The sequence below is a fragment of the Mesorhizobium sp. BR1-1-13 genome (genome assembly GCF_020165515.1).
Classification (GTDB): Bacteria; Pseudomonadota; Alphaproteobacteria; order Rhizobiales; family Rhizobiaceae; genus Mesorhizobium.
Window position 1 is genome coordinate 393,053 of sequence record NZ_JAIUIH010000004.1, and the last position, 22,484, is coordinate 415,536.

The 22,484-nt window shown below is 63.7% G+C and carries 26 protein-coding genes and 1 tRNA gene; 10 read left to right on the forward strand and 17 right to left on the reverse strand.

Annotated elements, in window-relative coordinates; all coding sequences use genetic code 11:
* Position 1 precedes the first annotated feature (1 nt).
* The 3 genes from cobS to LB533_RS12605 are packed head-to-tail and all read left to right on the forward strand — an operon-like array spanning position 2 to position 2,116.
* Positions 2 to 778 (forward strand): adenosylcobinamide-GDP ribazoletransferase, encoded by a 777-nt coding sequence (cobS, locus tag LB533_RS12595; protein WP_224677283.1) that lies wholly within the window; start codon positions 2 to 4, stop codon positions 776 to 778.
* Positions 779 to 802: 24 nt separating this feature from the next.
* A complete protein-coding gene (cobT, locus tag LB533_RS12600; RefSeq protein ID WP_224677284.1) occupies positions 803 to 1,813 on the forward strand; it encodes a nicotinate-nucleotide--dimethylbenzimidazole phosphoribosyltransferase in 1,011 nt (336 codons plus the stop codon).
* A 39-nt stretch (positions 1,814 to 1,852) separates the two neighbouring features.
* On the forward strand, positions 1,853 to 2,116 hold the full coding sequence (locus LB533_RS12605; RefSeq protein WP_224677285.1) for a hypothetical protein: 264 nt from the start codon (positions 1,853 to 1,855) through the stop codon (positions 2,114 to 2,116).
* Between the two features lie 130 nt (positions 2,117 to 2,246).
* On the opposite strand, the gene LB533_RS12610 is transcribed toward LB533_RS12605, so the two are convergent.
* Together LB533_RS12610 and LB533_RS12615 are read right to left on the reverse strand one after the other, a co-directional pair.
* Positions 2,247 to 2,322: transfer RNA gene (locus LB533_RS12610), tRNA-Lys, on the reverse strand.
* 107 nt (positions 2,323 to 2,429) lie between these two features.
* Positions 2,430 to 3,362, reverse strand: a complete 933-nt coding sequence (locus LB533_RS12615; RefSeq protein ID WP_140639121.1) for a PhzF family phenazine biosynthesis protein — start codon at positions 3,360 to 3,362, stop codon at positions 2,430 to 2,432.
* 130 nt (positions 3,363 to 3,492) lie between these two features.
* Here LB533_RS12615 and LB533_RS12620 point away from each other — a divergent pair, with 130 nt between their 5' ends.
* The 3 genes from LB533_RS12620 to LB533_RS12630 are packed head-to-tail and all read left to right on the forward strand — an operon-like array spanning position 3,493 to position 6,717.
* A complete protein-coding gene (locus LB533_RS12620) occupies positions 3,493 to 4,785 on the forward strand; it encodes an efflux RND transporter periplasmic adaptor subunit (RefSeq protein WP_140639122.1) in 1,293 nt (430 codons plus the stop codon).
* Between the two features lie 4 nt (positions 4,786 to 4,789).
* Positions 4,790 to 5,497, forward strand: a complete 708-nt coding sequence (locus LB533_RS12625) for an ABC transporter ATP-binding protein (protein WP_140639123.1) — start codon at positions 4,790 to 4,792, stop codon at positions 5,495 to 5,497.
* Positions 5,498 to 5,499: 2 nt separating this feature from the next.
* Positions 5,500 to 6,717 carry an ABC transporter permease gene (locus LB533_RS12630; RefSeq protein ID WP_140639124.1) on the forward strand — a complete coding sequence of 406 codons (1,218 nt, stop codon included), beginning with the start codon at positions 5,500 to 5,502 and terminating at the stop codon, positions 6,715 to 6,717.
* A 24-nt stretch (positions 6,718 to 6,741) separates the two neighbouring features.
* Here LB533_RS12630 and LB533_RS12635 read toward each other — a convergent pair whose 3' ends face one another.
* From LB533_RS12635 to LB533_RS12650, 4 genes are all read right to left on the reverse strand, one after another.
* Positions 6,742 to 7,167 carry a type II toxin-antitoxin system VapC family toxin gene (locus LB533_RS12635; RefSeq protein ID WP_140639125.1) on the reverse strand — a complete coding sequence of 142 codons (426 nt, stop codon included), beginning with the start codon at positions 7,165 to 7,167 and terminating at the stop codon, positions 6,742 to 6,744.
* Entirely contained in the window at positions 7,164 to 7,418 is a 255-nt protein-coding gene (locus LB533_RS12640; RefSeq protein ID WP_140639126.1) for a FitA-like ribbon-helix-helix domain-containing protein, read from the reverse strand. The genes LB533_RS12635 and LB533_RS12640 overlap by 4 nt, the downstream gene beginning before the upstream one ends.
* Positions 7,419 to 7,592: 174 nt before the next feature.
* Positions 7,593 to 8,309 carry a hypothetical protein gene (locus tag LB533_RS12645; RefSeq protein ID WP_140639127.1) on the reverse strand — a complete coding sequence of 239 codons (717 nt, stop codon included), beginning with the start codon at positions 8,307 to 8,309 and terminating at the stop codon, positions 7,593 to 7,595.
* A 3-nt stretch (positions 8,310 to 8,312) separates the two neighbouring features.
* A complete protein-coding gene (locus LB533_RS12650) occupies positions 8,313 to 9,425 on the reverse strand; it encodes an endonuclease/exonuclease/phosphatase family protein (RefSeq protein ID WP_140639128.1) in 1,113 nt (370 codons plus the stop codon).
* Between the two features lie 188 nt (positions 9,426 to 9,613).
* Between LB533_RS12650 and LB533_RS12655 the strand changes: the two genes are divergently transcribed.
* The gene (locus LB533_RS12655) at positions 9,614 to 10,192 is read left to right on the forward strand and encodes a BA14K family protein (RefSeq protein WP_224677286.1); all 579 of its coding nucleotides are present in this window, start codon (positions 9,614 to 9,616) and stop codon (positions 10,190 to 10,192) included.
* 101 nt (positions 10,193 to 10,293) lie between these two features.
* On the opposite strand, the gene ilvC is transcribed toward LB533_RS12655, so the two are convergent.
* The 3 genes from ilvC to LB533_RS12670 form a co-directional block, all read right to left on the reverse strand.
* Complete coding sequence (ilvC, locus tag LB533_RS12660; RefSeq protein WP_010910140.1) at positions 10,294 to 11,313, reverse strand: ketol-acid reductoisomerase; 1,020 nt, start codon at positions 11,311 to 11,313, stop codon at positions 10,294 to 10,296.
* Between the two features lie 25 nt (positions 11,314 to 11,338).
* Entirely contained in the window at positions 11,339 to 11,989 is a 651-nt protein-coding gene (locus LB533_RS12665) for a TetR/AcrR family transcriptional regulator (RefSeq protein ID WP_263487487.1), read from the reverse strand.
* Positions 11,990 to 12,140: 151 nt separating this feature from the next.
* On the reverse strand, positions 12,141 to 12,599 hold the full coding sequence (locus tag LB533_RS12670) for a MarR family winged helix-turn-helix transcriptional regulator (protein ID WP_140639233.1): 459 nt from the start codon (positions 12,597 to 12,599) through the stop codon (positions 12,141 to 12,143).
* A gap of 100 nt (positions 12,600 to 12,699) precedes the next feature.
* On the opposite strand from LB533_RS12670, the gene LB533_RS12675 reads away from it, so the two are divergent.
* Positions 12,700 to 13,437, forward strand: a complete 738-nt coding sequence (locus LB533_RS12675; protein WP_224677288.1) for a glutathione S-transferase family protein — start codon at positions 12,700 to 12,702, stop codon at positions 13,435 to 13,437.
* A gap of 282 nt (positions 13,438 to 13,719) precedes the next feature.
* Here LB533_RS12675 and LB533_RS12685 read toward each other — a convergent pair whose 3' ends face one another.
* Positions 13,720 to 14,130, reverse strand: coding sequence for a winged helix-turn-helix transcriptional regulator (locus tag LB533_RS12685; protein ID WP_224677289.1), 411 nt, complete (start codon positions 14,128 to 14,130; stop codon positions 13,720 to 13,722).
* A gap of 134 nt (positions 14,131 to 14,264) precedes the next feature.
* On the opposite strand from LB533_RS12685, the gene LB533_RS12690 reads away from it, so the two are divergent.
* Entirely contained in the window at positions 14,265 to 15,158 is an 894-nt protein-coding gene (locus LB533_RS12690; RefSeq protein WP_224677290.1) for an SDR family oxidoreductase, read from the forward strand.
* 43 nt (positions 15,159 to 15,201) lie between these two features.
* On the opposite strand, the gene LB533_RS12695 is transcribed toward LB533_RS12690, so the two are convergent.
* The 3 genes from LB533_RS12695 to LB533_RS12705 form a co-directional block, all read right to left on the reverse strand.
* Positions 15,202 to 16,242: an SDR family oxidoreductase gene (locus tag LB533_RS12695; protein ID WP_224677291.1), complete on the reverse strand. Its 1,041-nt coding sequence runs from the start codon at positions 16,240 to 16,242 to the stop codon at positions 15,202 to 15,204.
* A 40-nt stretch (positions 16,243 to 16,282) separates the two neighbouring features.
* A complete protein-coding gene (locus LB533_RS12700; RefSeq protein ID WP_140495382.1) occupies positions 16,283 to 18,202 on the reverse strand; it encodes a potassium transporter Kup in 1,920 nt (639 codons plus the stop codon).
* Positions 18,203 to 18,305: 103 nt separating this feature from the next.
* Positions 18,306 to 19,046 carry a pyridoxine 5'-phosphate synthase gene (locus LB533_RS12705; protein WP_140639135.1) on the reverse strand — a complete coding sequence of 247 codons (741 nt, stop codon included), beginning with the start codon at positions 19,044 to 19,046 and terminating at the stop codon, positions 18,306 to 18,308.
* Positions 19,047 to 19,157: 111 nt separating this feature from the next.
* Here LB533_RS12705 and LB533_RS12710 point away from each other — a divergent pair, with 111 nt between their 5' ends.
* On the forward strand, positions 19,158 to 19,565 hold the full coding sequence (locus tag LB533_RS12710; RefSeq protein ID WP_140639136.1) for an STAS/SEC14 domain-containing protein: 408 nt from the start codon (positions 19,158 to 19,160) through the stop codon (positions 19,563 to 19,565).
* Here the strand turns inward: LB533_RS12710 and LB533_RS12715 are convergent.
* The 4 genes from LB533_RS12715 to nthA form a co-directional block, all read right to left on the reverse strand.
* Positions 19,558 to 20,685, reverse strand: a complete 1,128-nt coding sequence (locus LB533_RS12715; RefSeq protein ID WP_140553563.1) for an ATP-dependent RecD-like DNA helicase — start codon at positions 20,683 to 20,685, stop codon at positions 19,558 to 19,560. The two genes, LB533_RS12710 and LB533_RS12715, sit on opposite strands and share 8 nt — an antisense overlap.
* A gap of 140 nt (positions 20,686 to 20,825) precedes the next feature.
* Positions 20,826 to 21,188, reverse strand: coding sequence for a nitrile hydratase accessory protein (locus LB533_RS12720; RefSeq protein WP_224677292.1), 363 nt, complete (start codon positions 21,186 to 21,188; stop codon positions 20,826 to 20,828).
* The gene (nthB, locus tag LB533_RS12725; protein WP_224677293.1) at positions 21,175 to 21,834 is read right to left on the reverse strand and encodes a nitrile hydratase subunit beta; all 660 of its coding nucleotides are present in this window, start codon (positions 21,832 to 21,834) and stop codon (positions 21,175 to 21,177) included. Before nthB ends, LB533_RS12720 begins: the two co-directional genes overlap by 14 nt.
* On the reverse strand, positions 21,831 to 22,454 hold the full coding sequence (gene nthA, locus LB533_RS12730; protein WP_224677294.1) for a nitrile hydratase subunit alpha: 624 nt from the start codon (positions 22,452 to 22,454) through the stop codon (positions 21,831 to 21,833). The genes nthB and nthA overlap by 4 nt, the downstream gene beginning before the upstream one ends.
* Positions 22,455 to 22,484 lie beyond the last annotated feature (30 nt).

Here is a 22,484-nt window from a genome sequence, read left to right on the forward strand (position 1 = left end):
CATGAAGCTCCCGAAGGTCACCCTTTCGCTCCGGCAGATCCCCAGCGATGTTGCCCTCTGCCTGGTGTTCTTCACCAGGCTGCCCTTGCCGGTCATCGACTTTCGCGGCCGCAGCCTTGCCGCCGCGATCTGGGCCGCCCCGGTCGCCGGCCTCGTCGTCGGCCTGATCGGCGCCATCGTCTTTGCCACGGCGGAACGGTTTGGCCTTGCCATGGGGCCGGCGGCAGCCCTTGCCCTGGTTGCAACCGTGGTCACCACCGGCTGCCTGCACGAGGACGGCCTGTCCGATGTCGCTGACGGTCTTGGCGGCGGCAAGACGCGCGGCCGCAAGCTGGAGATCATGCGCGACAGCCGAATCGGGGCCTACGGCGCCATGGCGCTGGGCCTATCGCTCCTCATCCGCTGGAGCGCCCTGTCGGAACTCGTCGATCCCACACAAGCCCTCTTCGCGCTCCTGGCCGCCCATGCGGCCTCGCGCGGCGTATTCGGCGCCTTCATGCATCTCTTGCCCCCGGCGCGCGACGATGGCCTCTCGGCCGGCGCCGGCACCGTCTCGCAAGAAATCGCCATCGCCGGCGCCGTGCTCGGCGCGATCCCGCTCCTCCTGCTCGGGCTTGGCGGCGCCATCGCCGCCCTTATCCTGCTCGGACTGCTGTTTGCCGCCTTCCACGCGCTTTGCCTCAACCAGATCGGTGGCCAGACCGGCGACACGATCGGCGCCTTGGAGCAGGTGAGCGAAATCGCGGTGCTGCTCGTCGCTGCCGTAGCCCTTTCCTGACTCTGTCTCGGAGAATTTCCTTCCATGCCATTCAAATCCCTAGATGAATTGCGCGCTGCTTGCCTCGACCTGCCTGATGGCGATGATGCCGCCGCGAGCGCGGTCGCTCGCCGCCAGGACACGTTGACCAAGCCGCAGGGCAGCCTCGGCCGGCTTGAGAGCATCGCCGCGTGGCTGGCGCGCTGGCAGCGCCGCGACATGCCCAGGCTCGAGCGGGTGAAAGTCTTCGTCTTCGCCGGCAACCACGGCGTTACCGCGCAAGGCGTGTCGGCCTATCCTTCGGAAGTCACGGTGCAGATGGTGGCGAACTTCGCCGGCGGCGGTGCGGCCATCAACCAGCTCGCCCGCATCGCGGGCGCCGAACTCGACGTCATTCCGCTCGATCTCGACCATCCGACCGGCGACTTCACACAAACGCAGGCGATGGACGACAAGGCGTTTCTTGCCGCCGTCTCGGCCGGCTACGATGCGGTGACTGAGGATCTCGATCTCGTCTGCTTCGGCGAGATGGGCATCGGCAACACCACGCCGGCCGCCGCGATCTCGGCGGCGCTGTTCGGCGGCGGTGCGGAAAAATGGACTGGACGCGGCACCGGCGTCGACGATGCCGGCCTGATGCGCAAGGTGGTTGCCATCGAATCGGGCCTGAAGCGCCACGCCGCTGTGCTTGCCGATCCGCTGGGGATTGCCGCGGCGCTCGGCGGACGCGAACTTGCCGCCATCTTCGGCGCCACGCTCGCCGCCCGTCACATGGGCATACCGGTGCTGCTCGATGGCTTCGTCTGCACCGCAGCCGCGGCACCTTTGGCAAAGCTGCATCCCGCCGGCCTGGCCCACACAATCGCCGCTCACGTCTCGGCCGAGTCAGGCCATCGCGGCCTGCTCGAGGCGCTCGACCTGCCGCCGCTGCTCGATCTCGGCATGCGGCTCGGCGAAGGCTCCGGCGCCTGCCTCGCCGTCAACATCGTCCGCTCAGCGCTGGAGTGCCATGCGAGGATGGCAAGCTTTGCCGAGGCGGGCGTGTCGGAGAAGTAACATCTTCCGGTTGTAGCGATTCTCGAATAGATCTGGTGGATGAAAAAGCTTCACCCGGCTGCCGCTGCTATGACTATCGCCGTGCTGCTTGCTGGTGTGCTTCGGCACAGCGGATATTCAACTTACGGCCCGATCGACACCGCAATTCTCGTTGTTTTTCTGGTTTTCTTCTGGTGGCTCATCAGCGATTTCTCAGGCGGAAAGGCCGCCATTGATGCCGACGACGGTCGGAGCGCGGACAACGGCATGGCTTTTCGGTTCGGCAGGTTTCTGAGCCGCGTCTTTCGGCGCAGCCAATCATAGTCTTTGACCAAGCTGCAAAGTCCTACATCTCTCCTGGCCAAAGGCGGCCGGGCGGCGAAAGCAGCCGATGAATGAGCGCGGCAATTGAACCGGCCTATTCAGGGTCTTTCCACCAAGTCTTTGAAGAATTTGGTGGGTGCGCACAGGATTGAACTGTGGACCCGCTGATTAAGAGTCAGCTGCTCTACCAACTGAGCTACGCACCCACTCGGCCGGCAAAAACCGGCGTTGGCGGGCATATAGCCGCCGATGCCGATCCTGTCCAGCCCTGCCGGAATCATTTCCCGACAAATCGCTGAAGTGACGCAGATGGTCAGACGAACAGCTTGCCTTCCGCCACCTTGACCGCGTTGCCACCGATGCGCGCCGAGACCAGTTTGCCGCCCTCGACATTGAGTTCGAGCCGGATACGCGAGGGCCGGCCCATCTCCAGACCCTGCTCGATCCAGAGCTGCGAAACACCGTCGGTCGGACGGTCGAAATACATGATGGCGCCTGCGAATGCGGCCGCCGCCGAACCGGTCGCCGGGTCCTCGTAGGAAGGAGTGCCGGGCACGATCATGCGCACATGAAAGGCGCTCTCGTGGTTCACCGTCTCCCGGCAATACACATAGGGGCTGGCAAAGGCCCATTCGCTCTTGCGCGGCGCCAGCTCCGACCAGGCCTGGTTGTCGAGCCGGATCCGGCCGGCCGCTTCAAGATTGGCCACCGGAATGGTCACGTAGGGCACGCCGGCTGACCAGAACGCGACGCGATGATTCTCGAAACCGATCTCGTGCGGCGCCAGGCCAAGAGCGGCGCCGATCGCCACCGGGTCGGCTTCGAGCTTCAGCGGCTCCGGCAGCTTCGCCAGGTCGAATTCGGCGAATGTCGCGCCATCGTGCTTGCTGACGGCGCAGCGCACCGGGCCGATGTTTTCCTCCAGCACGAAAATGCTCGCAGCGCCGTCATTGACGGCCATTTCAGCGAGCGCGATATCGCCCAGTTCGGCCAGCGCGATCGCCGAGCCCACGGTCGGGTGGCCGGCGAAAGGCATTTCATAGTCGGGCGTGAAGATACGGATGCGGGCGCGGTGCTTGGGATTGTCCGGCGGCAGCACGAACACGGATTCCGAGAGGTTGAATTCGCGCGCGATGGCCTGCATCGCAGCCGTGTCCAGTCCGCCGCTGTCCAGCACCACCGCCAGCGGGTTGCCGGCCAACCGATCGGTCGTAAACACATCGTAAAGCAAGTAATCGCGTCTCATGGAGGAAACCTTCCGCTTTGATCCGAATTTCTGCCTCAATCCCAACATGAGCGAAATTTAATTTGATATTCGAACCATTAGCACTGATCTGTGCACTCATAGGGACATATTGCGCTTCAGGGGGTCCGGCGTGGACCAGATTGTCAATCTGCCAAAGACGGAATCGGATTCCGCCATCGAGACCGCGCTCGGGCTCGACCAGACGGGACGGCGCAAGAAACGCCGCCGCGGCTGGCTCTATGCGCTGCTGGCGCTGATCGTCCTTGTCGCGGCTTTTGCCGGCTACCAGTGGTATGCCGGCTCGCCGATCAAGATCGATTATACGACGGTGCCCGCCGCCAAGGCCGACCTCACTGTCGAGGTTTCGGCGACCGGCACGTTGCAGCCCCTCACCCAGGTCGACATTTCCAGCCAGCTCTCGGGCATCATCCGTTCAGTCTCCGTCAACGAGAACCAACGGGTCAAGAAGGGCGATGTGCTGGCCGCGCTCGACACCGCCAAGCTGCAGGTGCAGATCGAACGCGCCGAGGCATCCGCCAAGGCGGCCGCCGCCAATGTCGCGGACGCCACCGTGACGCTGGCCGAAAATGAAAGCGCGCTCGTGCGCGCCGCAGCGTTGACCAAGCGCGGCATGGCCACCGACCAGTCGCTCGAAGCCGCGACCGCGACCCGTGACCGCTCCAAGGCGGCGCTCGACAGCGCCGAGGCCAATCTCGCCATCGCCAATGCCGACCTGAAATCGCAGCAGACCGACCTTGCCAACAGCACGATCTATGCGCCGATCGACGGTATCGTGCTGACGCGCTCCGTCGATCCCGGCCAGACGGTGGCCTCCTCGCTGCAGGCGCCGGTGCTGTTCATCATTGCCGCCGATCTCAGGAACATGGAACTGGTGGCGGCGGTCGACGAAGCCGATATCGGCGCGGTCAAGCCAGGCCAGCATGCCCGCTTCACCGTGGATGCCTTCCCGGAGCGGCCGTTCGACGCCGAAATCCGCGACATCTCCTACGCCTCGGTCACGACCGATGGCGTCGTCACCTACAATGCCCGGCTCGAGGTCGACAACAACGAGTTGCTGCTGCGGCCAGGCATGACCGCCACGGTTTCCGTCGTCACCCGGCAGGCCAAGGACGTGCTGACCGTCCCCTCCTCCGCCTTCCGCTATCGTCCTGCGCAACAGGCCGCCCGCGGCTGGAGCCTGAGCGACCTGTTCACCGGCCGCATGGGACGTCCCGGCGGCAATCGCCAGCGCCAGGCAGCAACGCCGCCCACCGACGGCTCACGCACGCTCTACGTGCTGGAGAAAGGCCGTCCGCATCCGGTCAACGTCAGGATCGGCTCGACTGACGGCGAGCTGACCGAGATCACCTCGGGTCTGCCAGAGGGGGCGCAGGTCATCACCGCCTCGCAGCAGCGGAGCTGACGCCGTGGCGATGGGCGCGTCTCTCATCACCTTCGACAAGGTCTGGAAGAGCTATGGCCAGGGCGAAGCCAAGGTACATGCGCTGGCCGGCGTCGATCTTGCGATCCGGCGCGGCGAGTTCGTCGCCATCATGGGCCCGTCCGGCTCCGGCAAATCGACGGCGATGAACATCATCGGCTGCCTCGACACGCCGACCGCCGGCACCTATTCCTTCATGGGCGTCGATGCCGGCCGGCTCGACCGCAACCGCCGCGCCATGCTGCGCAACCTTTATGTCGGCTTCGTCTTCCAGGGCTATAATCTGCTGGCGCGCACCACGGCGGCGGAAAATGTCGAACTGCCGCTGATCTATCGCGGCGTGGCCAGCCGCGAGCGCCGCGATCTTGCCATGCAGGCGCTGGCGCAAGTCGGCCTTGTCGGTCGCGAGCATCACACGCCGGCCGAGCTTTCCGGCGGCCAGCAACAGCGCGTGGCGATCGCGCGCGCCATCGTCACGAGGCCGACGCTGCTCGTCGCCGACGAACCGACCGGCAATCTCGACACTGCCCGCACGCACGAGATCATGGAGTTGCTGACGCAACTGAACAAGGAGCTTGGCCTGACCATCACCATGGTCACCCACGAGGCCGACGTCGCCGAATATGCCGAGCGCACGGTGCGCTTCCTCGACGGCCATGTCGCCTCCGACACCATGACTGTCGAGGTGGCCTGACCATGCTCTGGGAAACCGTCCGCCTCTCCTTGCGCTCGATCCGCCGCAATATGCTGCGCTCGTTCCTGACCTTGCTCGGCATCGTCATCGGCGTCGCCGCGGTCATTGCCATGCTGACCATTGGTTCCGGCACCACCGCAAAGGTCAAGAGCGACATCGCCAAGCTCGGCAGCAATCTTCTGGTTGTGCGCTCCGGCCGTCCGGCCGGTCCCGGCGCTCCGGGCGGGCTCGACCAGGTCGTCCGCCCGCTCGCCGAAAAGGACCTAGCAGCACTTGTCACCCACCTGACAGGCGCGCGCGCCATTTCGCCAGCCTCGCAGAAGCAGGTCCGCGTCATCTTCGGTACCGAGAGCCTGACCTCCGGGGTCACCGGCACCGACAGCGCCTATCTCGATGCCCGCGACTGGAAACTGGTCTCAGGCCGTCCGTTCAGCGAGTCCGAGACCCGTTCGGGCACAGGCGTGTGCCTGATCGGCGAGACGGTGCGCCAGCAGTTCTTCGGCGCCGGCGATCCCGAGGGCGAGATCATCCGCGTCAACCGCACCTCCTGCAAGATCATCGGCCTGCTCGAGCCGAAGGGCTATACCGGCTTCGGCCAGGACCAGGACAATGTCGTCTTGATGCCGCTGCATGCCTATCAGCGGCGCATCGTCGGCAACCGCAACATCGACAACATCTACGTCGCCGCCGACGACCGCACCCCGACATCGGAGCTGCAGCCGCGCGTCGAGGATATTCTGCGCGATGCAAGACGCATCACCCCCGACCGCGAAAGCGATTTCGCGATCCGCGACATGACCCAGATCGCCGATGCCATGGCCAGCGCCACCACCACCATGACCGGCATGCTGGGCGCGGTCGCCGGCGTCAGCCTGCTGGTCGGCGGCATCGGCATCATGAACATCATGCTGGTGTCGGTCACCGAGCGCACCCGCGAGATCGGCATCAGGCTGGCCATCGGCGCGCATGAAAAGCACATCCTCATCCAGTTCCTGGTCGAGGCGACGGTGCTGTCGCTGCTCGGCGGCATCATCGGCATCCTGATCGGGCTCTCGCTGGCCGGTCTCGCCTCGGCGATGCTGGCCATTCCCTTTGCGCCGAGCCCGGCAGTCGTCCTGCTCGCCGTCGGCTTTTCCGCGCTGATCGGCATGGTCTTCGGCTTCTTCCCGGCGCTGCGCGGCGCCAGGCTCGACCCGATCGACGCGCTGCGGCATGAATAAGGCGATTGGAAAGCAAAGGCGCGGCTACGACGCTGTTTCCCAGGGATTGATGGTATTCAATCCGGCGGCCGCGAATGGACTGGTGTCGCGGGTGGCGACCGTAAGACCGTTTGCTGCGGCCGTGGCTGCGATGTAGCCATCCGCATTGCCGATCGCCTTGCCTGAGGCTCTCGCTTGCACCATGAGCTTGGCATAGGCGCGCGACGCGTCGAGGTCGAAAGGCAGAATGCGGCCTGCAAACAGCGGCAACGCATCCTGCTCGAGACGATCATGCAGGACCGCGCGACGCTGGCCGGCGGGCATCGCTGCGATGCCGAACCGCAGCTCAGCCACGGTGACGGCTGAGAGATACAGGGTTTCGACAGCCTGGGCGTCGATCCACGCGATTACGCGGCGATCGGGTGCAGGTTTCCAAGGCTCAGAAATGACATTTGTGTCGATGAGGATCATTCGAACCTCATCGGCTCGCCCGGTGTTTCGTCGCGGAGCTGCTGCAATCTATCGACATCCTCTTGCGACAATCCGGCCTCGCGGCCGATGGCGGCGAGCAGCGAGCCGAGTTTGACCCGATTGGCCGGCCGCACCGCCGTTTCCAGGATTTCGCGCATTTCGGCTTCGGTGCTACGGCCATGGTGCGCTGCCCGCACCTTCAAGGCGCGGAGCGTTTCCTCTGGCAAATTGCGGATAGTGACAGCGCTCATTGATATCATCCAAGGTTACAATGATGTCATTGATAGCAATATAGAGAAGTTGCCATCAACACACAACAGTCCCCGCCCCTGAAGGAGGGAGTCATTCGATGTTTGCGATAGCAGAAAGCCACTCAGACCGTCGCATGGCTGGCCAGACGATCAGCAAGGAAGGGTACTAAGATTTTAGTCCGCGTTCGCAAAATGCCATTCGATCAGCGGCTTCATATGCGGCATCAGCCCGTGCGGCAGGTCGGTGGCATGGCGGATGATGACCGGACCCACGATCTCCGGTTCGGCCTCGGTTGCGACGAAGGCCGAAATGCGCTGCGCGATCTCCTCGGCGGGCTCGGGAACCCGGTAGCGGCGGAAGATCACCGTGCCGCTTGCCGTCGACAGCGCATGGTAGTGCAGGCCGCGTGCGGCGCCCGAAATGTCGAGGCCGGTTTCTTCCCGCACCTCGCGGATCATGTTGAAATCGACATCGACGAGGCCGTCGCGAAAATCCGCCGGTTCGAATGAACCGGCGGCGAAATAGACGCGGCCGGCAGTGACGGTGTGGGCGGCCATGCGGATCGCCACCAGCGCATTGTCGCCGGCCACAAGCATGGCATGGGCATAGGCGTGCTCGGCGCCGGAATTCTCGCGCCGCTTCCGCCAAAGCATGAAGGTGGAGTAGTTGACCGCGTGGCACCGGCCGACGAGGCGATTGTCGCGCCAGGCAAGTCGCGAAAGCAGCACAACGGGACCATCGAACAACGCGGGATTGGCCGCGATCTCGTGCTGCCAGTTCGCTGCGATCGCCTCGGCATTGTCCAGCGCGAAAGGATGCGGCCCGGGATCGAGCCGGACATCGACGGCGTCGACCGGCAAAATGACATTGCGCGGCAGGTCGAAGCTCACGGCTCAGGCCATGTCCAGCGTGATGGCCACCGGACAATGGTCCGATGCCTTCGGCCGGTCCCAGCCGGCGCGCGGGAAACGCTCAACTTCCTGGCCGGCGGGGAAGATCGTGCGCCAGGGCTGGCCGTTGCGGATGATGTCCGGGACGGCGGTGGCGTTCTTAGCAGCCAGTCCCTTGGAGAGCAGGATATAATCGAGTTGGCACAAATGCCGCTCTTGCGGCCCACGCGTGTGGTAGAAGGTCCAGCGGTTCATTTCCGGCCGCCTCTCGACCACGTTTTCGCAAAAGCCGCCAGCCGTCAGCACGTTGATGCAGGACAGGTTCTCGTCGACCACCTCGAAACGATAGCCGTCGATGTCGTCGCCGGCGATCTTCACGCGCTGGCGGTAATCGTTCATGTCGCCGCAGATCGCCCAGCGCTTGTCGGCTGCATGATCCGCCCCGAAGCGCTCCTCGATGATCCGCCGCACCGCCTGCGCCTCGGCGATGCGGATCGGCATCGTCGCTTCACGCCCGTCGAGCCCGTTGCGGGGCGAGCCCATCGACTTGAAGTGCACGAGATAGATGGTCAGCGGCGAGCCGCCCACGGTAATGTCCACTTCCAGGCAGTCGCGCCGGAAGATGCGTTCATTGGGCTGGTTGCCGAGCGCCGCCAGCTCCGGCGTGTGCAGCCCGAACTGCTCATAGGTCACATAAGCGTGGCTGGTCATGCGCACGAATTCGATGGGCTGGCCCTGCGCGGTCTCGCTGCGCATCATCACGGCGACGTCGATGCCGCGCGAATCATTGCCGGCAGCGGTATATTTCTGGCGGTAGCCCTGACCCACCATCTTGAAAAGATAGCCATATTCGAACGCCTTCAGGGCCTCGATATTGTCGACTTCCTGCATGCAGATGATGTCCGCGCGCGTGGCCGCGATAGCCAGCGCCGTCAGCTGCCGCGTGTCGTCCGACTGCGCGATGGCCCGGGCCTGCTCCAGCATCTTGTACTCGGCCTCGCTCTGGATATCGAAGAGGGCCAGCGTCCGATCCTCGTTGAGCTGGTTGCGGTATCCGGAAAAATCGAACCTGTTCATCAGGTTCTCGACATTGAAGGTTGCAAGGCGCAGCGACATATCATGACCTTTGCCCGCAAGCGCGGCAGAAAACAAGGCCGGGCAACCATCAGCTGGAAGCGATTGATCCTGGCGGGCTTCGCGCCGTGGTTGACGGAACCTTTCCGTTCATCCGCCGTTCAGACGCAAAGACCCACAGTGCGCCCATCCAGGGTCGGCGTGGGGCCTGTTTTTCTTGGAGAAGTGCAATGAACGCGCTCTTTTCTTCCACTGTAAAATCCGGGCTGATAGCGCTCGGTATCTTCTCCGGCGTCACGGCACCTTCCGCTGCTGGACCGATCCTGCAGCCGGATCTGTCGATTCCCGCCAGCACAGCGGCGCCGACTGTGACGCCGGTTCGCGACAGCTGGGCCGGCGGCAACAACCGGAGTAGTTTCAACAACGACTGGAGATGGCGCCGGTCGGGCGGCTGGAACCGCGACAACTGGAATCGCGGCAATTGGAGCGGCCGTCACTGGAGCGGCCGTCACTGGAACGGCGGCGACGACTGGCGTTGGCGGCATGGTCGCCATCACTACCGCGGCCGCTACTATGACGACGGCGCGGGTGCCGCGATCCTGGGCCTTGGCTTGGGGCTTGGCCTCAGCAGCCTGTACAACAACTACAACTACTATGATCCACCGCCGCGCCGCTACTATCGCGCCGGGCGGTTTTCGAGCGCCCATGTCCGGTGGTGCTACAACCGCTACCGCTCGTATCGCGCTTGGGACAACACGTTCCAGCCCTATAACGGCCCGCGCCAGCAGTGCTACTCGCCCTATCGCTGAGCCAGGCCGCACAATCCTGCAATAAAAAACGGCGCCCCGCGGCGCCGTTTCTTTTCGAGCGTGGATCGCTCAGGACTTGCAAAATGAGGGACGTGGATCGCTCAGTTCTTGGCCTTGTCGACCAGCTTGTTCTTCGAGATCCACGGCATCATCGCGCGCAGCTTGGCGCCGACCTCCTCGATCTGATGGCTGTCGTTCATGCGGCGGATGCCCTTGAAGCGCGACAGGCCGGCACGGTATTCCTGCATCCACTCCGAGGTGAATTTTCCGGTCTGGATGTCCTTCAGCACGCGCTTCATCTCGGCCTTGGTCTCGGCGGTGATGATGCGCGGCCCCGAGACGTATTCGCCCCACTCGGCGGTATTCGAGATCGAGTAATTCATGTTGGCGATGCCGCCTTCATAGATCAGGTCGACGATCAGCTTGACCTCGTGCAGGCACTCGAAATAGGCCATTTCGGGCGCATAGCCGGCTTCCACCAGGGTCTCGAAGCCGGCCCGGATCAACTCCACCAGGCCGCCGCATAGCACGACCTGCTCGCCGAACAGATCGGTCTCGCATTCCTCGCGGAAATTGGTCTCGATGATGCCCGAACGGCCGCCGCCGACGCCGCAGGCGTAGGAGAGAGCGAGGTCGAGCGCGTTGCCCGAGGCGTCCTGGTTGACCGCGACCAGGCAGGGTACGCCGCCGCCCTTCTGGTATTCGCCGCGCACGGTGTGGCCGGGGCCCTTCGGCGCGATCATGACGACGTCAACCGTCGACTTCGGCTCGATCAGGCCGAAATGCACGTTGAGGCCGTGCGCGAAGGCGATCGCGGCGCCGTCGCGGATGTTCGGTGCGATCTCGTTTTTGTAGATGTCGGCCTGCAATTCGTCGGGCGTCGCCATCATCATCAGGTCGGCCCATTTGGCGGCGTCGGCCACGCTCATCACCTTGAGCCCGTCGGCCTCGACCTTCTTGGCGGTCGCCGATCCGGCCTTGAGGCCGATGGCGATCTCCTTGGCGCCGGAATCCTTGAGGTTGAGCGCATGCGCCCGGCCCTGGCTGCCATAGCCGATGATGGCGACCTTCTTGCCCTTGATCAGGTTGAGATCGGCATCACGATCGTAATAGACGCGCATTTTTGTCTTCCTTCCCGTTTGAAGATCAGAGGCCTTGCGGCCCGGTTTTTGCTCCGAAAAGAGCGAGAAACTGCTGCGTCGCGCGGACGGCATCGCCGCCGATCGCCGCCTCAGTCAATTCCAGCCGGTCGCCGAGCAAGAGACGGATCTGCACGTCGCGGGCGACCAGCCCGAAAAAGGTGCGGAACGCCGTCTCGGCGTCCGAAAAATCGAGCAGCCCGGCCTGCCGGCCGGCCTCCAGCACCGGCTTCAGGCGCTTGGCGAGGGCAAAGCGCCCGTTTTCCAGCACCACCGCGCCAAGATTGTCTTTGCCCGAACCGGCATGGCCGACCGCCAGCCGGTTGAGCGCGATCGAAGTGTCGCTGGAAATGACCCTCAGCCAGTCGGAAGCAAATCGCTCCAGGCTCGCGGCCAATGAGGCAAGATCGAGTCCCCTGCCGTCGACCGCCGTCACCCGTACCTTCGAGGCCTGCCATTGCACCGTCGCGGTGAGCAGCCCGTCGCGGTCGCCGAACCATTTGTAGAGCGTTTCCTTGGAGCAGCTCGCCCGGCGCGCCACTGCGGTCATGGTAAGATTGTCGCCCTCCTCGACCAGCAGGCGGAGTGCTGCATCCAGAACCGCCTTCTGACGCTCCGTCAGCGCTTCGCTGTCGTCGAGATCGGCGTTTGCCTGCAACACACTCTGTTCCCGTTTGATGGTAGAGCCGCGGATCGTCCCGAGTCCGTACCGTACGTTACGGTTCGGCATATTGCGCAATCCGAAGATCGGCGCAAGGGGAAAATGACGAAATGTCTTCTGGTGTCCCCGCAGCCGCGCAAACGTATGTTCAGTCGCCGGCTGGCGGATCGCGCAACCGACCGAGCAAGGCCGATACCGTGTTCAGTTCTTGCGGCGAGAGCTTGTCGCCAACCAGCTCCGCGATCGACCTGCCGTAGACGGCCCACATGCGGCGGCGCGTCTCTCGTCCCTTGGCCGTGATGCGGACGGTTTGGCCCCGGCCGTCATCAGCCACCGGCAGCTTCTCGACAAACCCGTCGGCCTCAAGTCGAGCCAGCAGCCGCGAAATATTGTACTGCGCGAACAGGGTTCGTTCCGTCAGCTGGAACGGCCGCAAGCCGCCCTCGCCCGCCTCAGCGAGTTCGTGCAGCACGTCATACCAGGCAAGCGGCGGCAGGCCGCCTTCCTTTAGCGCGTCTTCGGCACGTTCCACCAGTTGGCGTGATACCCGCATCAGGCGGGCCCAGGTCTTGATGGCCTCCGGCGATGGCAGGGCTGTCTCGATCATGACGTCATCATAAGAGATAGATGCAGTTGCATCAATCTTGACGATCAATGCATTTGCATCTAGATAGATGCGAATGCATCGATATCGAGAGGCAAATCCGATGAAGCATGCCAACACCCTCATTCTCGTCAGCCATCCCCTTTGCCCCTATGTCCAGCGTGCGGCGATCTCGCTGGCCGAGAAAGGCGTGCCGTTCGGGCGCGTCGACATCGACCTCGCCAACAAGCCTGACTGGTTCAAGGCGATCTCGCCGCTCGGCAAGGTGCCGCTGCTGCGCGTGGGGCTAGGGAACGACGAGACGGTGATCTTCGAATCCGCCGTCATCCTCGAATTCCTCGAAGAAACCGGGGCCAATCCCCTCCACCCCGCCGACCCCTATGCCCGTGCCCGGCATCGTGCCTGGATCGAGTATGGCTCAGCCATCCTCAACGGGGTCGGCCGGTTCTATTCGGCGTCGACCGAGGCAGGATTCCTTGCCGAGTCTCGGACGCTGTCGGAAATGTTCGATCGTGTGGAGACCGAATTGGCGGGCGAAGCCGGCCGGACTGGACCATGGTTCGAAGGCGGGCGCTTTTCGCTCGTCGACGCAGTCTACGGCCCTGTCTTCCGCTACATCGATACCTTCGACCGGATCGGCGACTTCGGCATTCTGGACGGCAAACCGCTCGTCCAGGCCTGGCGCCAGGCACTGAGTGGACGCCCGTCCGTCAAGCAGGCCGTGGCGCAGGACTATCCAGAGCGCCTGTATGCCTTCCTGCGGGCGAAGGGGTCGTTTCTTTCGACGGTCATTCGCAAGAACGATCCGGCCAGCGCGCTTCCGCCAGCCCAGTTCGCCTGAACGGATCGACCACCGTGCCGGCCACCATCGAGGCCAGGAACTGCGGCGCCGGGGCCGGCACCGCCACGCCCGTGCAGGATCAGTTCCGAGCCGATCGGCTTGGCCTCCTCGAAGCGCTCGAAGATCGTGATACTGTGCCCGGTGCGCTTGAGATAGAGCGCCATCGCCAGCCCGGCGCCCGCAATTGCGATATCGTAGGAAATGCCGATGCCCCCAAGCCGAACAGGCCGGGACAATCCTTCAGCGGCCGGGTGAAATCAAGTCGCGGCGCCACCCTGCGGCTTATGCCTGGGCGGCATCAAAGTCGGCACGCGCTTCGCGCACCGCATCATGGTTGAGTTCGGCCCATAGGATCAGTTGATGAAAGGCGCCGAACATCGAGCGCCCGAGATCGGTCAGGCTGTATTCAACGCTCGGTGGTTTGGTCGGGAACACTTCACGATGCACATAGCCGTCGCGTTGCAAATCATGCAGTGTCTGGGTCAGCATGCGCTGCGAAATGTCAGGCACCAGCCGCCGCAACTCGCCGAAGCGATACGGCCTTTCAGCCAGCGCCATCACCAGCAGCGATCTCCATTTGCCGCTGACGCCCTGGATGACATTGCGAACCGGACAATCGGCAAAATTGCCGCCCCCGCTCATCGCTTTGTAGGTCTCCAGCTTCGATTTCAGATTGATGACCTTGCCGTCCATCGCTGGTTCCCTGGATGTGCCTACCTCCCGAAAAACTGCCTCCTTTACGGGGACAGGTCAATTTCTATTTTAGTGCTGGTCTCTTTCTGAGACCACTAGGGCACCCGCCGCTTCGGCGCAAATCAGGATCTCCGATGACCGAAACCCTTCTCGTCACCGGCGCCTCCGGCCAGCTTGGCCGCGGCGTCATCCGCTATCTCCTGGACGCGCATAAAACTCCGCCTGCAAAGATCATCGCCACCACGCGCAATCCCGAAAGCCTGGCAGATTTGGCGGTGCGCGGCGTCGTTGTCAGGGCCGCAGACTTCAACGACGCCGTTTCGCTGGAAACCGCGTTCAGGGGTGCCGACAAGGCGCTGATCATTTCGACCGGCGATCTCGATCTAAAAAGCGGCAAGCGCCTGAAGCAGCACAAGAATGCAGTCGCGGCGGCCAAAAACGCCGGCGTTTCGCACCTGCTCTACACCTCGATGCCCAACCCGGAACCGGTGTCGCCGGTCCTGTTTGCCGGTGACCACTACAGCACCGAGCAGGCAATCAAGGCGAGCGGCATCCCCTACACGATCTTCCGCAACGGCTGGTACCAGGAGAACCTGTTCATGGCGCTGCCGCACGCGATCGCCTCGGGGCACTGGTACACGTCCGCCGGCGAAGGCCGCATCGCCCATGGCGCACGCGATGACATGGCAGCGGCGATCGCCGCCGGTCTCGCTTCCGGCTCGACCGACAGCGAAACCTACACGCTGACTGGCCCGCAAGCGTATACGACGGCCGAGATCGCCGCCCTCGTCAGCGAAGTCACCGGCAAACCGCTAGATGTCGTGCAGGTTTCGGATGATGCCCTGACCGAAGGGGTAAAGGCATCAGGCGTTCCCGAGGATTTTGCCGGCGTCATCGTTTCCTTCGACGTCAACACGCGCGCCGGCCGCATCGCCATGGTGACGGACGCGGTCGAGATGCTTTCCGGCAGGACGCCAAGGACGTTGAGACAATTCCTCGAGGCGAACAAGGCTGCCCTGGCCGGTTGAAATCCACGCGGCGGGAAGTCTGTTCTCGACTTCCCGCCGCCCCCTACTTCGATGTTTTGATCAGGCCGTGCCGGATAAGGCTCTCTCCGGTCACCGCCAGCGCATCTTCGGGCGAACGCGGCTTCCAGCCGAGCATGCGCACCGCCTTGGCATTGGTGGCATTCTTGACCTTGCCCAGCTCAGGCACGAGCTGGGCGACTTCCGGATTGAACAGTCCCACCATGCGCACCAGCCAATCGGGAAGCTCTCTGGTCGAAACGCGCGCCGCCGCATTGCCGAGCCGCTTTCTCAAGGTTTGCGCGATTTCCCGCACCGTCATGAAATCGCCGGCGACCGCCAGGAAGCGCTCGCCGTTGGCAGCTGGATCGGTCATGGCGCGGACATGCAGGTCCGCCACATCGCGTGCATCGACGACGCCGAAGGACAAGCGCGGCAGCCCCGGCATGGCGCCATTCATCATGCGTTGGACAAATTCGGTGGAGGTCGAATGGTCGGAGCCAAGCACAGGCCCGAAGATGCCGACGGGGTTGACGGCAGCAAGCTCCAACCCGTCCCCCTCGGCGGCGATAAAATCCCAGGCTGCGCGCTCGGCGAGCGTCTTCGACTTCACATAGGCGCTGACCCTTCCCATCGGATCGGTCCAGCTCTCCTCGGTGAACGCACGGCCGTCGGGCGGCAGCTTGCCGTAGCCGATAGCCGCGAAGGAGGACGTCAGCACGACGCGTCTGACGCCGGCAGCTCGTGCCGCCCGCAGCACCCGCAACGCGCCTTCACGGGCCGGAATGATCAGCTCGTCCTCATGCTTGGGCACGCCGGGCGGGAACGGCGAGGCGACATGCAGGACATAGTCGCAGCCGGCAGCGGCTGGCGACCAGCCGGCATCGCTCATGAGATCGGCGATTGCAAAGGAGAGCCTGTCATCCGGCTCGACGCCACCTGTCTTGAGCATGGCCAGGACATCGGCTTGCCGCTTGGCCGAGCGCACGGTCGTGCGCACGCGGTAGCCCGCCTTCAGCAGTTCAAGGATACAGTGAGCGCCGAGAAACCCAGATCCGCCGGTGACAAGCACCAATTCGCCGCTCATGCCCGCCCCCCGAAGCGTCAGCCCAAGGCGATCGAGACCGTCAGATCGCCACCTGCGTGCCGATCTCTACCACACGGCCGGTCGGTATCTGGAAATATTCGGTAGCGTCGGCCGCCGTGCGCGCCAGGCCGATGAACAGCCGGTCTTGCCACACCGGCATGCCGGAATTGGGCGAGGCTTTCAGCGAGCGCCGGGACAGGAAGAAGGAGGTCGTCATGATGTCGAACTTCCAGCCTTGCTTGCGGCAGATCGCCAGCGCGCGCGGAATGTTGGGCTGCTCCATATAGCCGAAGGTCAGCGTCACCCGCATGAACAGCTCGTTGACTGTCTCCATCTTGACCCGGTCGCTGTCAGGCACCACCGGCTGCGGCGCGGTCACCACCGAGAGGATCACATTCTGCTCGTGCAGCACCTTGTAATGCTTCAGGCTGTGCATCAGCGCGGTCGGCGCGCTGAGCGGATCGCTGGTCAGGAACACCGCGGTGCCGGATACCAGTTGCGGCTTCTTCTTCAACAGATTGCCGGCCAGGAAATCGAGTGGGATCTCGTTGCGGCGGGTCTTGTCGAAGAGATAACGGCTGCCGCGCACCCAGGTCCACATCGCCAGAACGATGGTGAAGGCCACCGCCAGCGAGGCCCAGCCGCCTTCGAACACCTTGACGATGTTGGAAGCAAAGAAACCGACATCAATGAAACCGAACAACGCTGTCATCGCGACCGCCACCCACAGCCGCCATTTCCAGATGCGGGTCATGACGACAAACAGCAGCACCGTGGTGACCAGCATGTTGCCGGTCACCGAGATGCCGTATGCCGAAGCCAGCCTGCTGGATTCGCCGAAGCCCACCACCAGCATCATCACCACCAGCGCCAGCAACAGGTTGACGCGCGGCATGTAGATCTGGCCGGACTGTTTTTCCGACGTGTGCAGGATTTCCAGCCGTGGCAGCATGTTGAGCTGCACCGCTTGCCTGGTCAGCGAGAATGCGCCTGAAATCACCGCCTGGCTGGCGATGACCGTCGCGGCGGTCGCCAGCACCACCATCGGGATCAGCGTCCAGCCTTCGTTCATTTCGAAGAAGGGATGTCCGACCACGCCGTTCTTGGCCAGCACGAAGGCGCCCTGGCCGGCATAGTTGAGCAGGAGGCAAGGGAACACGATCGCCAGCCAGGCGAGCACGATCGGCTTGCGGCCGAAATGGCCCAGATCGGCATAGAGCGCTTCGGCGCCGGTGACCGCAAGGAAGATGGCGCCGATGGTGACGAAGGCGACATCGGGCGAATTGATCAGGAAGGCGACGATATAGTGCGGGCTGATCGCCCACAGGATTTCCGGATCGGCGATGATATGGTTGAGACCGGACAGGCCGATAGCCAGGAACCAGACCGCGGTGATCGGGCCGAAGATCAGCGCCACGCCGCCGGTGCCGAAGCGCTGCACCGAAAACAGAACCGCCAGGATGACCAGTGTCAGCGGCACGACATAGGGCTGGAAGGTCGGCGTGACGACATTCATGCCCTCGACCGCCGAGAGCACCGAAATTGCCGGGGTTATGACGGCATCGCCGAAAAACAGCGAGGCGCCGACGATACCGATGCCCAGAATGATCGCCGAGCGCTTCGGGAAACTGCCGCGCGCCAATGCCATCAACGATAGCACGCCGCCTTCGCCGCGGTTGTTGGCGCGCAGCACGAACATGATGTATTTGATGGTGACGATGATCGTCAGTGACCAGATTATCAGCGAGAGAACGCCAAGAATGTCGCCACGGTCGGCCACTTCGCCGCCCGACGACGCCACCAGCGCCTCGCGGAACGCGTAGATCGGGCTGGTGCCGATATCGCCGTAAACAACGCCGAGCGCGCCGAGCATCAACACCTTGGTGCTGTGCTGCTCAATCTCAGGATGGCTCGATTGTTCGACGGTTTCTGCCTCACTACCAGTGTTGGCAAGGGCCATGAACGACACTCCGATAAGCGGGCGGTGCTCTACGCTTGCTGCGATGCAATATCAAGTACCGTCGCGTTATGGCTGCCATGCTTTGCACGCGAGGCTGCCACCATTACCACCCACAAGCCCTGAGAAATCGGCCCACCGTGCCGGCCATGCCATACTCCAACGCGTCGGCTGTCAACCCATGTCCGATCGACACTTCGGCCAATGCCGGAACGCGTCGCGCCAGGGCCGGCAGGTTGCTCACCGTCAGATCGTGCCCGGCATTGACCTCAAGGCCCGCGGCAACGGCCGCATCGGCGGTTTTTCCCAGTCTTTCCAGCTCCTTGGCCGCCTTGGCGGAATCGGCATGACAACTGCCATAAGGTCCCGTGTAAAGCTCGATACGGTCGGCCCCGGTATCGCGCGCGGCGTTTATGCCGGCCGGATCCGCATCGGAGAACAACGAGACCCGGAAACCGCCCTTCTTCAGGCGTCTCACGATCGGTGTCAGGAACGCTGCATCGGCGATGAAGTTCCAGCCATGGTCCGAGGTTGCCTGGGAGGGATCGTCAGGCACCAGGGTCACCTGTTCCGGCTGGTGCTTTTCCACAAGCGCCAGGAAATCCTCGGTCGGATGGCCCTCGATGTTGAATTCGGCCCGCGGGAACTCATCGTCGATCAAGGCCCTGATCTCAGGCAGATCTGAACGGCGGGTATGGCGCTCGTCCGGGCGAGGATGCACCGTCAGCCCATGCGCTCCCGCCGCAAGCGCGATGCGGCCAAGCCTGATCACATCAGGCCACGGCAGGTCGCGCCGGTTGCGCAGCATGGCGATGGCGTTGAGATTGACGGAAAGCTTTGCGGGCATGGCTTCGGATCCTGCTCGATTTCGGCGCATCTATACCGCCTTTGACGGGAACAGATAGGGGTTTCCGGTGTTCCAGAAGATCGGACGACGTTTGTGAAAGGATACGATCCCTTGAATTTCCTCGAAGCCGTGCCGGCAATCCGGCGCATCGATACGGACCGTGAGGATCTCTTCGCCATCGATATCGTCGGCCATGTCTCGGCGGCCGACGCGGAAAACCTGTTCGGCCTGCTCGAAGCGGCCTACGCGCTTCACCCGCGAATCGATGTGCTGGTGCGCGTAATCGATCATGACGGCGTCGACTGGAACGACATATCGGACGAGACGCTGAGACAGGGCGCGGTCCAGGCCGTGGAGCATATCGGCCGTTGTGCCGCGATCGGCGAGCCGGACTGGACGGCGCAAGCGCGAGACTTCCTCCCTACCCCGCCGCCGGTCGAACTCAGGCACTTCAAAGACGAGGACGAGGCCGATGCCTGGCAATGGCTCGGCGCCAGGCAACTGGGCTCCGCTACCTGACGATCGTCAACCGTTCGGCCGCCCGGGTGATCGCGGTGTAAAGCCAGCGCTGGCGCGTCTCCTTGAACGCCCAGCTCTCGTCGAACAGCACGATCTCGTTCCATTGCGAGCCCTGCGCCTTGTGCACGGTCAGCGCATAGCCATAGTCGAAATCGTCGAACCGCTTCTTCTGCTGCCACGGGATATCGGCGTCGGGATCCTCGAAAGCCGCCTTGAGCAGCTTGATCTTGGCGACACCGCGGTCCGGATCATCCTCTTCCGGCGACACCAGAAGGTTGATGCCAGGTTTTACTGTCTCGCGCGACGAGGTCATCACCTTCCACAGCGAGCCGTTGAGCAGGCCCTTGGCCGGGTCGTTGCGCAGGCACACCAGCTTGTCGCCGGCCTGTGGATAGTCGGCATTGAACCCCTTGAGCTCGCGCAGGCGCTGGTTGTAGCGGCGGCGCGTGCGGTTGGTGCCGACCAGCACCTGGTCCGCCCTCAGCACCAGCTCCTGGTTGACGTCTTCCTTGCCGATCACCTGCGCCGTGCCGTAGTCGCCGCGCATGAATTCGCGCCCCTCGCGCACATCGAGCGCCAGCCGCAGGATCGGATTGTCGCGCGCCTGCCGGTGGATTTCGGTGAGCAGGAAATCCGGCTCGTGGTCGGTGAAGAAGCCGCCGCCCGAGATCGGCGGCAACTGGCCGGGATCGCCCAGCACCAGGATCGGCGTGCCGAAGCTCATCAGGTCGCGGCCAAGCTGCTCGTCGACCATCGAGCATTCATCGATAATGACCAGTTTCGCACGCGAGATCGGGCTCTGCCGGTTGAGCGAAAAGGTCGGCGACATCGACGTCTTGCCGGTCACCTCGTCTTCGACCGATTCCTCGCCCTTGGGCCTGTAGATCAGCGAATGGATGGTGCGGGCATTGACCGCGCCCTTGGAGCGCAGCACCTGCGCGGCCTTGCCGGTGAAGGCGGCGAACTGCACCTGCCCGTCAACATGTTCGGCGAAATAGCGCGCCAGCGTCGTCTTGCCGGTGCCGGCATAGCCGAACAGCCGGAACAATTGCGGCTTGCCGGCCTTGAGCCAGCGCGCGACCGCTTGCAGCGCCTCGTCCTGTTGGGGTGAAAATTCCATCTGATCGTGTGACCGGATTCGCGAGGGAAAGACAAGATAGCCGCCATCGCCATCGACGCAGCCTGGTGGCGAACTCCCTGCGCTTCAGCCTATCAGGCGAGGACGGGAACGTAAAGGGAACGGGCGCCATGTCCGCGCGATCAGATGACGGCGTGCGGATCGTTCTCCAGCAGGATCGGCTTGCCGTGCGGGGTGGCATGCGCTGCGCGCTTCCAGGCCCGCGCCATCGCATCGACATCGGGCTTGGCGGCCAATCCTTTCGACGCCAGCAGCCCTTCCAGCGCCGCCAACCAATGTTCGTAATAGTCATGGCCGTCAGCCGCGGCGCCGGGTTTCTTCACTTCGGCCGACAGTGCCTGCGCCCACTCGCTCCACGAAAACAGGCCTTTGTCGTGCAGCGCCACCGTCATCGCGAAGGCTTCGGCCTGCCAAGGCTCGGCGAAGACGGGCGCATCGAGGCCGGCGGGCAATCCGGCAGGCCCGTTCGCCTCAGGCCGGTTCAAGATAGCTCTCCCAGGCATCGATGGACACGGTCAGCGTCGGATCGGCCCCGTCGCCCCAGATCTCGGTGCCGTCGAAGACCACCGTATAGACCCATTGTGGGTTTTCGCCTTGCCCATGCGCGTTGGTGTCGGGGAACACAAAGCCGTCGCGCACCGCTTCGATCCGCCCACGCTTGCCGCGGGCGTAGCGCGGCAGCCTGGTGTGGCCGGTCCGGTTGAAATTCCTGGTTCGTATGCGGTCGCCGGCCCTGAACCGCGGCGCCGTTTCGACCGGCCGGTTGCACGGAGCGCCCCTGGCAAGCACGGCCGGAACGTCATCGGCCTTCAGCACCCGTTTGGGCGTCGCGGCCGCATCGATCGCCTCGCCTGCCGCAAGATCGCGCTCGCTGACGAAACCATGGCGCTTGAGCAGGATCTCCAGCGCCTTGATCCAGATCTGGTAGTAGCTGGAGGCGTAATAGTTGGCCGGATGCAGCGATTCCCGCGCATGCCGGCTCTCATCGATATTCCAGGCGCCCATTGCGCCGGCGGTGAGCGTCACGCCGAGCGCCCGCCGCTCCCAGTCGGCATGAAAATACGGCTCGTCCCGTTCCGGCGCTACCGGTCCGAATCCCATTTGTCCACCGAGATCCTGTGGGCCGTTCATGGCGGCCCCCCCGTTTGTTCCGTTTTTTGGGCCAGCGCGGTGCCGATCATGGCGTCGCGGCTTACCAATCCGGACAAGCGCTCCTCGCTCCAGCCTTCGGTTCCTTGAGGCCGCCTCGGTACGACGAGATAGCGCAACTCCGCCGTCGAATCCCAGACGCGTATCTTTGTTGAGACCGGCAGCGTCAGCCCGAATTCCTCAAGCACGCCGCGCGGATCGATGACCGCGCGCGAGCGATAGGGCGGCGCCTTGTACCAGACCGGCGGCAGGCCGAGCACCGACCACGGATAGCAGGAGCACAGCGTGCAGACGACGAGATTGTGCGTCTCTTCGGTGTTGAACACCGCCTGCATGTGCTCGCCTTGGCGGCCGGTGTAACCCAGCGATCCGATCGCCGCCGTCGCATCGCGCTTCAGCCACTCGGCAAAAGCGGGATCGCTCCAGGCCTTTGCCACCACCCTCGCGCCGTTGCGCGGACCGATCTTGGTCTCGTAGGTATCGACGATGACATCGATCGCGGCCGGATCGATCAATCCCTTGCGGGTGAGAATGGTTTCCAGCGCGCGCACGCGAGCGGCAAACGGATCGAGCTCGTTGTCGTGGTCATGATCGTGGGACATAGCCACAAACTACGGCTGCGATCCGCCGGC

Bases quoted from the DNA above. Each gene is read 5' to 3' on its own strand.
- cobS (WP_224677283.1), top strand. From the start codon at position 2: ATGAAGCTCCCGAAGGTCACCCTTTCGCTCCGGCAGATCCCCAGCGAT.
- cobT (WP_224677284.1), top strand. From the start codon at position 803: ATGCCATTCAAATCCCTAGATGAATTGCGCGCTGCTTGCCTCGACCTG.
- LB533_RS12605 (WP_224677285.1), top strand. From the start codon at position 1,853: ATGAAAAAGCTTCACCCGGCTGCCGCTGCTATGACTATCGCCGTGCTG.
- LB533_RS12615 (WP_140639121.1), bottom strand. From the start codon at position 3,362: ATGAGACGCGATTACTTGCTTTACGATGTGTTTACGACCGATCGGTTG.
- LB533_RS12630 (WP_140639124.1), top strand. From the start codon at position 5,500: ATGCTCTGGGAAACCGTCCGCCTCTCCTTGCGCTCGATCCGCCGCAAT.
- LB533_RS12635 (WP_140639125.1), bottom strand. From the start codon at position 7,167: ATGATCCTCATCGACACAAATGTCATTTCTGAGCCTTGGAAACCTGCA.
- LB533_RS12640 (WP_140639126.1), bottom strand. From the start codon at position 7,418: ATGAGCGCTGTCACTATCCGCAATTTGCCAGAGGAAACGCTCCGCGCC.
- LB533_RS12650 (WP_140639128.1), bottom strand. From the start codon at position 9,425: ATGTCGCTGCGCCTTGCAACCTTCAATGTCGAGAACCTGATGAACAGG.
- LB533_RS12655 (WP_224677286.1), top strand. From the start codon at position 9,614: ATGAACGCGCTCTTTTCTTCCACTGTAAAATCCGGGCTGATAGCGCTC.
- ilvC (WP_010910140.1), bottom strand. From the start codon at position 11,313: ATGCGCGTCTATTACGATCGTGATGCCGATCTCAACCTGATCAAGGGC.
- LB533_RS12670 (WP_140639233.1), bottom strand. From the start codon at position 12,599: ATGATCGAGACAGCCCTGCCATCGCCGGAGGCCATCAAGACCTGGGCC.
- LB533_RS12675 (WP_224677288.1), top strand. From the start codon at position 12,700: ATGAAGCATGCCAACACCCTCATTCTCGTCAGCCATCCCCTTTGCCCC.
- LB533_RS12685 (WP_224677289.1), bottom strand. From the start codon at position 14,130: ATGGACGGCAAGGTCATCAATCTGAAATCGAAGCTGGAGACCTACAAA.
- LB533_RS12690 (WP_224677290.1), top strand. From the start codon at position 14,265: ATGACCGAAACCCTTCTCGTCACCGGCGCCTCCGGCCAGCTTGGCCGC.
- LB533_RS12695 (WP_224677291.1), bottom strand. From the start codon at position 16,242: ATGAGCGGCGAATTGGTGCTTGTCACCGGCGGATCTGGGTTTCTCGGC.
- LB533_RS12700 (WP_140495382.1), bottom strand. From the start codon at position 18,202: ATGGCCCTTGCCAACACTGGTAGTGAGGCAGAAACCGTCGAACAATCG.
- LB533_RS12705 (WP_140639135.1), bottom strand. From the start codon at position 19,046: ATGCCCGCAAAGCTTTCCGTCAATCTCAACGCCATCGCCATGCTGCGC.
- LB533_RS12715 (WP_140553563.1), bottom strand. From the start codon at position 20,685: ATGGAATTTTCACCCCAACAGGACGAGGCGCTGCAAGCGGTCGCGCGC.
- nthB (WP_224677293.1), bottom strand. From the start codon at position 21,834: ATGAACGGCCCACAGGATCTCGGTGGACAAATGGGATTCGGACCGGTA.
- nthA (WP_224677294.1), bottom strand. From the start codon at position 22,454: ATGTCCCACGATCATGACCACGACAACGAGCTCGATCCGTTTGCCGCT.